General features: G+C 63.1%; 11 protein-coding genes. All 11 read left to right on the forward strand.

What is annotated here, in order from left to right:
* The first annotated feature begins 155 nt into the window (after positions 1-155).
* The 11 genes from NKI54_RS14290 (at position 156) to NKI54_RS14340 (ending at position 11,925) form a co-directional block, all read left to right on the forward strand.
* On the forward strand, positions 156-737 hold the full coding sequence (locus tag NKI54_RS14290) for a DUF2062 domain-containing protein (RefSeq protein ID WP_023677769.1): 582 nt from the start codon (positions 156-158) through the stop codon (positions 735-737).
* Entirely contained in the window at positions 734-1,147 is a 414-nt protein-coding gene (gene acpS / locus NKI54_RS14295; RefSeq protein ID WP_023719885.1) for a holo-ACP synthase, read from the forward strand. Before NKI54_RS14290 ends, acpS begins: the two co-directional genes overlap by 4 nt.
* Positions 1,148-1,224: 77 nt before the next feature.
* The gene (gene lepB, locus NKI54_RS14300) at positions 1,225-1,974 is read left to right on the forward strand and encodes a signal peptidase I (RefSeq protein WP_023677767.1); all 750 of its coding nucleotides are present in this window, start codon (positions 1,225-1,227) and stop codon (positions 1,972-1,974) included.
* Between the two features lie 4 nt (positions 1,975-1,978).
* Positions 1,979-2,704 carry a ribonuclease III gene (gene rnc / locus NKI54_RS14305; RefSeq protein ID WP_023677766.1) on the forward strand — a complete coding sequence of 242 codons (726 nt, stop codon included), beginning with the start codon at positions 1,979-1,981 and terminating at the stop codon, positions 2,702-2,704.
* Positions 2,701-3,627 (forward strand): GTPase Era, encoded by a 927-nt coding sequence (era, locus tag NKI54_RS14310; RefSeq protein WP_023677765.1) that lies wholly within the window; start codon positions 2,701-2,703, stop codon positions 3,625-3,627. Before rnc ends, era begins: the two co-directional genes overlap by 4 nt.
* Before the next feature lie 368 nt (positions 3,628-3,995).
* Entirely contained in the window at positions 3,996-4,700 is a 705-nt protein-coding gene (locus NKI54_RS14315; protein ID WP_352454374.1) for an antitoxin Xre/MbcA/ParS-like domain-containing protein, read from the forward strand.
* 363 nt (positions 4,701-5,063) lie between these two features.
* Positions 5,064-6,152, forward strand: a complete 1,089-nt coding sequence (locus NKI54_RS14320; RefSeq protein WP_352637892.1) for a porin — start codon at positions 5,064-5,066, stop codon at positions 6,150-6,152.
* A 117-nt stretch (positions 6,153-6,269) separates the two neighbouring features.
* On the forward strand, positions 6,270-7,055 hold the full coding sequence (recO, locus tag NKI54_RS14325; RefSeq protein WP_352637865.1) for a DNA repair protein RecO: 786 nt from the start codon (positions 6,270-6,272) through the stop codon (positions 7,053-7,055).
* 248 nt (positions 7,056-7,303) lie between these two features.
* The gene (locus tag NKI54_RS14330) at positions 7,304-10,003 is read left to right on the forward strand and encodes a DUF2339 domain-containing protein (RefSeq protein ID WP_352637866.1); all 2,700 of its coding nucleotides are present in this window, start codon (positions 7,304-7,306) and stop codon (positions 10,001-10,003) included.
* A gap of 612 nt (positions 10,004-10,615) precedes the next feature.
* On the forward strand, positions 10,616-11,134 hold the full coding sequence (locus NKI54_RS14335) for a sigma-70 family RNA polymerase sigma factor (protein ID WP_352622556.1): 519 nt from the start codon (positions 10,616-10,618) through the stop codon (positions 11,132-11,134).
* A complete protein-coding gene (locus tag NKI54_RS14340; protein WP_352637867.1) occupies positions 11,131-11,925 on the forward strand; it encodes an anti-sigma factor family protein in 795 nt (264 codons plus the stop codon). Before NKI54_RS14335 ends, NKI54_RS14340 begins: the two co-directional genes overlap by 4 nt.
* Positions 11,926-12,025 lie beyond the last annotated feature (100 nt).

The following is a 12,025-nucleotide window of genomic DNA, read 5'->3' on the forward strand; positions in this document are numbered from 1 at the left end:
GAGCGGATGCCTCGGCCTCGTTGTTCTTCGGCCAGCGCATCGCTATATCAAAGTCGTAGTTGCTTTTCGGCGACCGCAGAGCGCAGCATAGGGCTGTCGCGCCCGGCTGGAGAAGCCGGCGTGAAGCTATTGACGGAACTAGGAACAGGAACAGAGTGCTTTTTCGACGGCGCAAGCCTGATGGTTTTTTCGAGCGGGTGCGTACTTATTTGTGGCCGCGCCGCTCGTTCTCGCGCTCGCTGCGGTATTTTTCCAAGCGCATCCTGCGGCTTAGGGCCACGCCGCATGCCGTGGCCGCCGGTGTTGCGGCGGGCGTATTCGCGTCGTTTTTCCCGCTTGGCTTTCACTTCATCATTGCTGCCATCCTGTGCTGGCTGATCGCCGGCAATCTTGTCGCGGCAGCACTCGGCACGGTCTTCGGCAACCCCCTGACCTTTCCGCTGCTATGGGCCGCCTCCTGGGAGGTCGGCAAGCTGATCCTGCATGAACACCTGCCGGCGCATGGCCCGCCCGCGCATCTCGGCGACATGCTGCATAATCTTTCCTTTGCGCAATTGTGGGGACCGGTGCTGAAGCCGATGACGATCGGCGCAATACCGCTCGGCCTGGTTTTCGGCCTGCTGTTTTACGGCATCACCCGCTGGGGCATGGTCACTTTCCACGAGCAGCGCCGCAAGCGGCTGGCCGAAAGAGCGGCAAAGGCTGGAAAAACCGGGCCGGAAGTTCCTGCCGAATGATTATCGGTATCGGCAGCGACCTCATCGACATCAGACGCATCGAGAAGTCGCTGGAACGCCATGGCCAGCGCTTCATCCAGCGCATCTACACCGAGATCGAACAGGCGCGCTCCGAAAACCGCGCGGCGCGTGCGGCCTCCTACGCCAAGCGTTTCGCTGCCAAGGAAGCCTGCGCCAAGGCATTGGGTACCGGTCTGGCGCAGGGTGTGTTCTGGCGCGACATGGGGGTCGTCAACCTGGCCAGCGGCAAGCCGACCATGGCGCTGACCAATGGGGCGGCAGCGCGGCTGGACGAAATTCTGCCTGAAGGGCACCGCGCGGTGATCCACCTCACCATCACCGATGATTTTCCGCTCGCTCAAGCCTTTGTGATCATTGAAGCGTTGCCGGTCGAAGAAGCGCCACATTGATTGCATCTGACCACCGGCATGACGTTGCCCAGCGCGCGCCGAGACTCTATACCATCCAACGCACAATCGAGGACGACATGAGCGTGGCTGAAAAAACCCAGAAGAAATCCGGCGGACTTGGCGAAACCGTCAGCGTCATAGTCCAGGCCCTGCTGCTTGCGCTGGTCATCCGCACGCTCCTGTTCCAGCCGTTCTCGATCCCGTCCGGGTCGATGCGGCCGACTTTGCTCGAAGGCGACTATCTCTTCGTCACCAAGTGGTCCTACGGCTTCTCCCGCTATTCACTGCCGTTCGGGCCGAACATCTTTTCGGGCCGCATCTGGGGCTCAGAGCCGAAGCGCGGCGACGTGGTGGTGTTCAAGTTTCCGCCGGATCCTTCTGTCGATTATATCAAGCGCGTCGTCGGCCTGCCGGGCGACAAGATCCAGGTCAAGGATGGCCAGCTCTTCATCAACGACGTGGGCGTGCCGCGCGTCAAGGTCGGGCAGATCGACAACCGCGACATCACCGAGGAGAACGGGCCGGTCGATGTCTATCGCGAGACGCTGCCGAACGGCGTCAGCTACGACACGCTCGACCTGACGCAGGCTTCGATCGGCGACAATACCAAAGAGTTCAAGGTGCCGCCCGGTCACTATTTCATGATGGGCGACAATCGCGACAACTCGTCGGACAGCCGCTTCACCGTCGGCTTCGTGCCGGACGAGAATTTGGTCGGCCGCGCCAACCTCATTTTCTTCTCGATCGGCGGCAGCGCCAGCCCGCTCGAAATCTGGAAATGGCCGTCACTGATGCGCGCCTCGCGCCTGTTCGATTTCGTCAATTAGGGCCATGGCGGCGACGAAACGGCTGACCGCCGATGCGCTCGCCGAGGCGCTCAGGGAGCGCACCGGCCACAGTTTTGGCGACCATCAGCGCCTGCAGCGGGCGCTGACCCATGCCAGCGCTCGCGGCAGTCACGCCGGCATCGACTACGAACGTTTCGAATTCCTGGGCGACCGCGTTCTCGGCCTTGTCGTTGCCGATATGCTGCTGGCGGCATTTCCCGACGCCGCCGAGGGTGAGCTGTCGCTGAGATTGAACGCTCTGGTCAACGCTGAAGCCCTGGCGGAAATTGCCGAGGAGATCGGCCTGCCGGAACTTATTCGCGCCGGTTCGGACGTACGCGGCCTCGACGGGCGCAAGCGCGTCAATCTGCGCGCCGATGCATTGGAATCGCTGATCGCCGTGCTCTATCTCGACGGAGGGTTGGAAGCGGCCCGTGCCTTCATCCACAGATACTGGCAGCCGCGCTCGCAAGCCATTGACGCCGCCCGTCGCGATGCGAAAACCGAACTCCAGGAATGGGCGCATCAGGCGGCAGGCGCAGTGCCGGTTTACATAATCGACAGCCGCGAGGGACCGGACCACGATCCGCTGTTCACCGTCAGTGTCAAGGTCGGCGCCTATCCGCCGGCGACCGGCAGCGGGCGCTCCAAGCGCGAGGCGGAGCAGGCTGCAGCCGCGGCACTTCTGCAGCGGGAAGGCGTCTGGCTCGATCAAGGGAGTGCCGCATGACCGCCACCGAAGCTCCGGCAACAGAAGCTCCCGCTACCCGCTCCGGCTTCGTCGCGCTGATCGGCGCGCCCAATGCGGGGAAATCGACGCTGGTCAACCAATTGGTCGGCGCCAAGGTGTCGATCGTGACGCACAAGGTGCAGACCACGCGCGCTATCGTGCGCGGCATTGCCACCCACAACAACGCGCAGATCGTCTTCGTCGACACGCCGGGCATATTCAAGCCGAAGCGCCGGCTGGACACCGCGATGGTGACCACAGCGTGGGGCGGTGCCAAGGACGCCGATATCGTGCTGCTCTTGATCGATGCCGAGCGCGGCATCCGGGGCGATGCCGACGCCATCCTCGAGCGGCTGAAGGATGTCCGGCAGCCGATGGTGTTGATCCTCAACAAGGTCGATCGGGTCAAGCACGAGACGTTGCTGGCATTGTCGGCGGCAGCCAACGAAAGGGTGCCGTTCAAGCGCACCTTCATGGTTTCGGCGCTGACCGGGTCCGGCTGCAAGGACCTGCTCGACTATCTCGCCGAGACCTTGCCGGCCGGCCCCTGGTACTATCCGGAGGACCAGATCTCCGACCTGCCGATGCGCCAGCTCGCGGCCGAGATCACCCGCGAAAAGCTCTATCTCAGGCTGCATCAGGAACTGCCTTATTCCTCCCACATCGAGACCGAGAAATGGGAAGAGAAGAAGGACGGCTCGGTGCGCATCGACCAGACAATCTATGTCGAGCGTGACAGCCAGAAGAAGATCGTGCTCGGCCATAAGGGCGAGACGATCCGCGCCATCGGCCAGGCCGCGCGCATGGAAATCGCAGGCATACTCGAGCAGAAGGTGCACCTCTTCCTGTTCGTCAAGGTGCGCGAGAACTGGGGCGACGATCCCGAGCGCTACCGTGAAATGGGGCTCGAATTTCCGCACTGAGCCTGTTTGGGCGATCCGCAGAGCGGCCTGTTGGCCGCCTCAGGATTCTGAGCGGTCGCCGGGCTGCCCGATTGGTCGACTTGCATATTGAACAGCCGGCCGAAATCATTCCGGGAGGCCATGCGCCGGCCATGTCGGGCCGACCCGTTCCTTGGGGGTACCGGCGCGACGGGAAATCCTGAGCGGTTTCTGAGAAATTTCCGATACTTCATGCAAAACAGGCCAGCTGACCGGCTGGAACTCCTGCCGATACTGCGATCGAGCATGGTTACCGTTTGTCGTCTCTCCGTCATACACCCTGCCTATAGGCGTGCGAAGACCCGCTTCCGAGCAAACCGGAACAGGCGGGCAAGCAGCCAGATTAGGACATGACCAGGACTTGGAATCGCATCGACCCCATCCGTCAGATCGAGTTTGCAAACGCCGTCGCTGTTGAGATCGAGCGCGTGCTGGCGCGGCAAGGCAAGGTTACGAACAGCGATGCGGTCGTTGCAGCGGGCAGGGTCGCCGGCGCCGTTGCCGCCGCCGTCGCTTTGCTTGCGCCGACCGACATCAGTGCGATCGACACCATGCAGGAAAGATTACCCGGCATGGCGTCGCGTTTCGTGCGGATATTGGCAGCCGAAGCTGCGGAACGCCGTGCCCGGACGCATCTGTCGACGGCGCACGAAGGCCAAGGGGCAGACATCCAACACCTGGCCGGAACGGGCGACCTCGACTCGATGAGGCTCGAGGACTGGGCCGGTCGGGTCGCCGGGTCGACGTTCCTGCAGCAAAATCTCGGCATATCGCGCTCGACCCTGCATCGCTGGCAGCGGAGCGGCACCGTCGTTGCGTTGCGCACCGGTGGCCGCAAACATGTATTTCCCCTGGCCCAGTTCATCGACGGCAGGCCGGCGCCGGGTATCAAGGAAGTGTTATCCGCGATGCCCGATCCACGGCATGCCTGGTCGTGGCTGATCGGCCCCGCGCCCGGCCTCGCCGGACGTATTCCCATTGAAATGCTCAAACGGGATCTGGTGGCAGAAGTCGTTCTTGCCGCACAGAACGCAGCGATGGCGAAGTCGCCTTGATCTCGCTGCCAACGTTAGAAGTCTATTCCAAAAAAAGAACACGTAGAAGGAATGTATGTCGGACTCGTATCGGTTTGCCGGCTAATGGCATAAGTATATTTTTGTACAATTGTGACAGTGTCTCGTTTGTGCCGGGGGCAAATTGTGAAGAAAATATAAAGTGATATTTGTGCAACATGAATTTATTCTGTTATATAAACATTGATTATTTTTGGAATCGTCATTGAGACTGGAATGCGGATGAGTATGTTCGCCGCCTGAAGAGGGGGTGCGGTGCGCGCCTTTTTCGACGTGGGTGAGGCGTTGAGCCGTTCAACCCATGAATCCAAAGCCATTTTTAACTTTGACTGGAGAGGTCAGAAAATGAATATCAAGAGCCTTCTTCTCGGCTCAGCCGCGGCATTCGTCGCGGTCTCCGGTGCGCGCGCCGCCGACGCTGTTGTGGTCGCCGAGCCGGAACCCGCCGAATACGTCAAGATTTGCGACGTCTACGGCCCCGGCTACTTCTACATTCCCGGCACCGAGACCTGCCTGCGCATCGGCGGCTATGTCCGCTATGACGCCAGCTTCGGCGACGCCGGCCGCGTTTTCGATGGCGCGACGACACATGACCTTTTGGACGGTGACGAGCAGCAGACCTGGAACAAGAATGCCCGCTTCAATCTGAAGACGTGGACCGGCCAGGAGACCGAGCTCGGCACGTTGAAGACCTATACCGAGACCCGTTTCAACTTCGGCAACACCAAACACACCGTGAGCGGTGTTGATTTCAGCGTGCAGGACAACAAGGCGGTTACCCTGAACTTCGCCTGGATCCAGCTTGGAGGTTTCCGCGTCGGTAAGGATGAAACTGTCTATGATTCGTTCATTGGCTACGCCGGCAACGTCGTCCAGGACACTATCATTCCTTACGGCACCAAGGACACCAACCTGATCAGTTATTACTTCGACGGCGGTAATGGCTTTACGGCAGTCGCCTCGGTCGAAACGGGCTCCGGCGCTAGTCAGTCGATCGACAGCTATGTTCCGTTTGTCGTCGGCGGCGTGAAATACAAGGGTGACTGGGGTGCGATCACCGCGGTCGGCGCCTATAACAGTGCGTCGGAAGAATGGGCCGGCAAAGCTCGCCTCGACGTCAAGCCGATTACTGACCTGACCCTGTTCGTGATGGCGGGCTACGGCAGCGACGACAACGTCGCGAAGAACTTCTACAAGCCGTGGACTGGCAACTTTGCCGTCTGGGGCGGCGGCAGCTATGCCGTCAACAAGAAGACGTCTTTGAACGCCCAGGTCTCCTATACCGACGACCAAGACTTCGCCGTTGCGGCCAACGTCGCCTACACCATCGTTCCTGGTTACACGATCACCGCCGAAGTCGATTATTACGACAATTTCGATGCCGACGATGCCGACACAATCGGCGGCATCTTCCGCTTCCAGCGCTCGTTCTGATCAAACGACGATCTCGCAAAAAACGGCCCATAGCGATACGCTACGGGCCGTTTTGGTTTGGCGGCGGATACGTCGCACATCTTGATTTCGCCATCCAACCGGTGACAAGCTCTCGTCATGGAATGGCGCGACGAGGGAATCATTCTCGGCACCCGCAAGCATGGCGAAACCAGCGCCATTCTCGAGGTGATGACGTGCGCGCATGGCCGCCATCTCGGTCTCGTGCGCGGCGGCCGTTCGCGCAAACAGCAGCCTGTCTTGCAGCCCGGCAATCGCGTCGACCTGTTGTGGCGGGCGCGGCTCGACGAGCATCTCGGCACCTTCCAAGTCGAGGCTATCGAGATGAACGCCGCCCGGCTGATGGACAGCGCCGTTGCCGTCTACGGCCTGCAGACGATGGCCGCGCATTTGCGTCTTCTGCCTGAGCGTGACGCCCATGGCGGCCTTTACGAGACGCTTGCGGTGATGATCGCTCATCTCGACGATGCCGATGCCGCCGGCGAGCTGGTGGCCCGCTTCGAGCTGCTGGTACTCGACGAACTCGGTTTCGGCCTCGATCTCAGCCAGTGTGCGGCGACCGGCACCAGGCAGGACCTTGCCTATGTCTCGCCGAAATCCGGCCGCGCCGTGTCGCGGGCGGCGGGCGCGCCGTGGCGCGACAAGCTGCTGGCGCTGCCTGCCTTCCTGCAGCGCGGCTCCGGGCTGCGCGCCGATCCGGCGGCGATCGAGGACGCCTTCCGGCTGACCGGCTTCTTTTTGACCCGCCATGTCTACGAACCGCGCGGCATCGAGCCTCCCGGCGCCCGCGCCGGGTTTCTCGCCGCCTTGCGCAGGCATTATGCGCCCGGCCATGGATCCGGCAAGGCGAGCGCCGCAGAAACCGCCGGGGAGACCACCAGATGAGCGACGTTGAACCTTATCCCGGCAACGTTTCGCCGCTCGGCCGTGGCACAAGGGCCGCACGCTGACGGTTTCGGAAGCGGCGCTGAACGACGCCAACGGCAAAGCTGCTGGCTTTCGCCACCGAAACATGCTCGATCTTTCCGGCCAATCTGGCGGCACGTTGAATGGACCGGCCGTTTGGCCGCCGCATTTGAATGTCACTGAACATTGAATGTCAGTGACAACTGGCCTGGTTTGGGGGAACCGCCATGTTTGAAAGCCTGATTGGCCTCGTCGCCATCATCGTGCTGTTCGTCATCATTTCACGCCAGCAGAGCCGCATCGGCCTGATCGAGCGCGAGCTTGGCGCCTTGCGCAGCCTTGTGCTTTCGGGCACGCCTGCGCTGCCGCCGCAAGCCAAGGAACCGGCTGCAAACGACAGCAAACCGGCGGATGCCGCAATCCCGCTTGCGGCCGCAGCCGACATGGCCGTATCGCCACGGACCGCAGCGGTCGTGTCAGCTTCAGAGGCCGATGCCGATACAACGGCGCCGTCCGCGCCGGAGTCGGCGCAACCGGCGGCAGCGGCGAAGGCAGCTCGCCAGTCCGACGTCGAAACGGCGCTCGGTACCCGCTGGGCGGTCTGGGTCGGCGGCATCGCGCTGGCGCTGGGTGGCTTGTTTCTGATCCGCTACACCATCGAGGCCGGCATTTTCGGGCCACGCGTGCGGCTTGTCATGGCGGCGGCACTCGGGCTGGTGCTGGTCGCCGGCGGCGAGTTCATCCGGCGCACCGGCTTCAGGGTGCCGGTGCAAGGTGCCGCCGGTGCCTATATCCCGGCGATCCTGACGGCGGCCGGCGCTTTCATCCTGTTCGGTACCGTCTACGCCGCGTACAGCGTTTACGGCTTCATCGGCCCGACGCTCGCTTTCACGCTGCTCGGCGCCATCGGGGTGGCGACGATCGCGGCAAGCCTGGTCCACGGTCAGGCGCTGGCCGGCGTCGGCCTGCTCGGTGCCATGGTGACGCCGCTGCTGGTCGCCTCGCAGGCGCCCAATCCGTGGGCGCTGTTCGGCTATCTGGCGATCGTGCTCGCCGCCACCTGCGTCATTGCCCGCATCCGCGACTGGAGGCTTTTGATGGCCGCAGCCTTCGTCGCCACGGGCATCTGGACCATCTTCTACATGACCGACGCGCCGGGGGCGAACCTTGCCGTCATCCTCTTTATCGACGGGGTGACACTGGCCGTGCTCGCCTTCGTCTGGCTTGGCCGCCGCGACGAAGCGGTCGCCGGCAGCGGCTTCGACTGGCCGTCGATCGCGCCGGGCTTCTTCGTCGGCCTTTCGGCGCTGGCCCTGTTTGTCGATCCGGCCTTCGCCGCCATCCGCGGTGCATTGCCGGGGGCCGCCCTTGTCGCAGCCCTGGTGGCGGTGGCGCTCTACCGGCCGCGGGCGCTTGCACTGCTGCACGCCGCCGGGCTGGCGACGGTACTGGTCTATCTCGGCATCATTCCGCCGACCACGATCGCTTCCGATTTTTCGGGTGGCGCTCTCGGCGTCGACGGCATGCCGGTTGTGGGGTCCGATGCCTTGATGCTCAGGGTCGGCATCGCGCTCGGCCTGGTCTTCATCGGCGCCGGCTTTTGGGCGGCGCGCCGTTTTGCGTCCGCTGGCTGGCTGCGCGCCGCCGCATGGGCGGGCTGGAGCGCTGTCGCGCCGCTGGTCATCCTGCTGGCGCTCTGGTCTGCCTTCGGCAATCTCGACCGTGACCTTGCTTATGCGGGGGTCGCAGCCGTTTTGGTCGGCGTCTTCGTCGCCGGCGGCGAATGGATAGCGCGCGGCGAAGCGCCGCCGCTAACCGGCGGCGCTGCTGTCTCCTTCGCGCTCGGCGGGGCGGCGATTGCCGGCCTGCTGATGCTGCACATGGCCTTTGGTTCCGGCTGGACAACCATCCTGCTCGGAGCAGCCGCCGTCGTGCCGGCGCTGGCGACGCGCTGGCGCAGTTATCCGGTGCTTGGCTGGATTTCCGTTGGTGCGGTGATTGCAGTGCTCGGCCGCGCTGCCTTCGACCCGACCATCGTCGGTGCCGAGTTCCTGTCGAAGACGCCGGTGTTCAACTGGCTGCTGCTTGGATATGGCGTGCCGGCGCTCGCTTTCGGTTTTGCCGCCTGGCAGCTTGCCCGAACCACCAACGGCCGACCGCGCCTCGCAATGGAGGCCGGCGCCGCGCTGTTCGCCCTGCTCACCGTCGCCATGCTGGTGCGCCATGCCATGCATGGCGGCGTCATCGATACCGCTGCTGCGACGCTTGCCGAACAGGCGATCTACACGCTGATCGCGATCGGTGGCGGTGCCATCCTGGTCGCCATCGACATGCGCTCGCCAAGTTCGGTGCTGCGCTACGGCTCGATTGCAGCGGGCGTGGTCTCGGTCGCGTTCATCGTCCTCCAGCATTTTTTGGCGCTGAACCCGTTGCTGACGGATGAATCGACCGGCAGCATTCCGGTGTTCAACCTTCTGTTGCTCGCCTACCTCTTGCCGGCAGTCGCGACAGGCGCACTGGCGCTCTATGCCCGCGACAAGCGGCCGAAATGGTATGCGGCCATGCTGGCGGTTATGGCGGCGGTGCTCGCCTTCGCCTATGCGACGCTGTCGGTCAGGAGGCTGTTCAAGGGTGAGTTCATCGGCCTGTGGAGCGGCCTCGGCCAGCTCGAGACCTATACCTATTCGGCGCTCTGGCTGGTCATCGGCGTGGTGCTGCTCACCGCCGGTGTCTGGCTGAGGTCGCAGGTGCTGCGCATTGCGTCGGCGGCGCTGATCTCGGTCGCCGTGCTCAAGGTCTTCGTCTTCGACATGTCTGAGCTGGAAGGCGTGTTGCGGGCGCTGTCCTTCATCGGCCTCGGCGCGGTGCTCATCGGCATCGGCTTGTTTTATCAGCGGCTGCTGACAAGAGCGGCGAGGGAGGCCTAAGGGATCAGGGGAGATCGCTGGAGTCACGGCCTTCCTCAATTTTCCAAGGATGCAGAAAAGGCGCTGTCGCCGAAGCTGCCAATCTCCCACTTGTGGCGGAGATGCCCGGCAGGGCAGAGGGGGGCGCGAAGGAACGCGGCCTCAAAGGCGAACAGGGCGAAGCGAATTCGCATTTTTTGCCGGTCGCAACGTATTTTGTTCTTGCTTTGTGCCGGCAGCTATGGTACTAATTTCGCTATGGTGCCAATTGGCTCCAACGACCCGCCCGCCGAGGCGGGTTTTTTGTGTGTGCCGAGCATGATCGACCAGCTCGGAGGTGCAAGTCCTCTACCCAGCCTGATGGCGGCGAAGGGTTATCGAAGCACAAGGGCTCGATTCTGGATCGCTGCGCCTTCCGGCACGTGCCAAGGCGGGATATCGGGTCTTTGTCGCGTCGCTCGCGATGGGAGGGACTCTGTTTGCCTCTCAATCCTGCCGGGAATAAACCTGCCGCTGGCAGCGTTATTCAGATGCTTGGGTGACCGGGGCGGCGGACCGCTTCGCGCTGGCCGCTTGCGCCGCGCCGCGAAGGCGCGTTCAATCACCACGGACAGGGCTCCAGAACCAGCGGTCATGGACGAAAAGAAGGCAGCAATCCTTGGTGAAATACCGCGTCTGCGCCGCTATGCACGCTCGCTGTTGCGCGACCGCGATTCCGCCGACGATCTCGTCCAGGATTGTCTCGAGCGGGCACTTGTGCGGCTCGACAACTGGCAGACAGGAGAAAGCCCCAGGAGGTGGCTGTTTACGATCATGCATCATTTGTTCATCGACCAGATGCGCAAGGTGAACCGGCGCGGCGAGGCAGCGATGCTGCCGCTCGAGGCGAGCGAGGCGCAGGCAGCACCCGCCGAGCAGGTCGAGAGCATCGCCTCGCGCGAGATCGTCGAGGCTCTGCAGGCGATCAGCCCAGACCGGCGCGCGGCCCTTGTGATGGTCGCCATCGAAGGGTTTTCCTATGCCGAAGCCGCCAACATCCTTGGAGTCCCCGCCGGCACTTTGATGTCGCGCATCGCGCGCGGGCGTGAGGAACTGCGCGCGCTGCTGGATGATACCGCGCGCCGCCGATCGATAAGGATCGTCGAGAAATGAGCCGGCGCGATTTCTCCGAACGCGACATTCACATGGCGCTCGATGGCGAGTTGCCGGGCGACGAGCGGACGGCCTATGAGGCATGGCTCGACGCCAATGCCGAGATGAAGGCCAAGAGCGCACGCTACGCCGCCGACCGGGCAGCATTGCGCGCGGCCTTTAACGGCGTGCTGGACGAACCCGTCCCGGTGCGGCTGAATAAAGTGGTGCTCGGCGAGGCGCCAGCGGTCAGAGCGTCGCCGTCGCGCTCGCGTTGGTGGCTTGCGGCCGCCGCTGCCGCCATCCTGGTGATTGGCGGTGCTGGCGGCTATCTTGCCGGCATCGGCGGCCTCGGCCTGGAAAATACGGCCGAGGACCAGCTTGCCGAAGAGGCGATTGCCGCCCACGTCATCTATGCCGCTGAAAAGCGGCATGCTGTGGAAGTGCCGGCAAGCGACAAGGATCATTTGCAGAACTGGCTGTCTAACCAGGTAGGTTTGAAGCTCGTCGCGCCAGATCTGGCGGCGCAGGGATTCCAACTGGTCGGTGGCCGGCTGCTGCCTGCCGGCCAGGGCAAGGCCGCGATGCTGCTTTACGAGGACGACAAGGGCGAGCGCATATCGCTCTTCGTAATCGCCGAATCGGCGGCCAAGGCCAAGGGCACTTATGGGTCGGAGGAAAATGGTCCTGAGGCCGTCTACTGGCTGGACAAGGGTTATGGCTGTGCCGTCGTCGGATCGCTGCCGCGCGAGCAGCTAGCCGCGGTGGCCAAGAGCGCCTATGGCCAGCTTCTGGCGGGCTTGAAAAGCTGAGCAGGATCTCGTTTTTCCGGAGCCGCGCCGATGCCGAAACACGAAGGTCGTTTCAAAGCCTTTGCGCGACCTGCCTGCCTTGAAAACTGTCACAATTCGG

It is taken from the genome of Mesorhizobium sp. M0663 (assembly GCF_040320585.1).
In the GTDB taxonomy this organism is placed as follows: Bacteria; Pseudomonadota; Alphaproteobacteria; order Rhizobiales; family Rhizobiaceae; genus Mesorhizobium.

Coding starts and splice junctions, on each gene's coding strand:
- acpS (WP_023719885.1), top strand. CDS start 734: ATGATTATCGGTATCGGCAGCGACCTCATCGACATCAGACGCATCGAG.
- lepB (WP_023677767.1), top strand. CDS start 1,225: ATGAGCGTGGCTGAAAAAACCCAGAAGAAATCCGGCGGACTTGGCGAA.
- rnc (WP_023677766.1), top strand. CDS start 1,979: ATGGCGGCGACGAAACGGCTGACCGCCGATGCGCTCGCCGAGGCGCTC.
- era (WP_023677765.1), top strand. CDS start 2,701: ATGACCGCCACCGAAGCTCCGGCAACAGAAGCTCCCGCTACCCGCTCC.
- NKI54_RS14315 (WP_352454374.1), top strand. CDS start 3,996: ATGACCAGGACTTGGAATCGCATCGACCCCATCCGTCAGATCGAGTTT.
- NKI54_RS14320 (WP_352637892.1), top strand. CDS start 5,064: ATGAATATCAAGAGCCTTCTTCTCGGCTCAGCCGCGGCATTCGTCGCG.
- recO (WP_352637865.1), top strand. CDS start 6,270: ATGGAATGGCGCGACGAGGGAATCATTCTCGGCACCCGCAAGCATGGC.
- NKI54_RS14330 (WP_352637866.1), top strand. CDS start 7,304: ATGTTTGAAAGCCTGATTGGCCTCGTCGCCATCATCGTGCTGTTCGTC.
- NKI54_RS14335 (WP_352622556.1), top strand. CDS start 10,616: ATGGACGAAAAGAAGGCAGCAATCCTTGGTGAAATACCGCGTCTGCGC.
- NKI54_RS14340 (WP_352637867.1), top strand. CDS start 11,131: ATGAGCCGGCGCGATTTCTCCGAACGCGACATTCACATGGCGCTCGAT.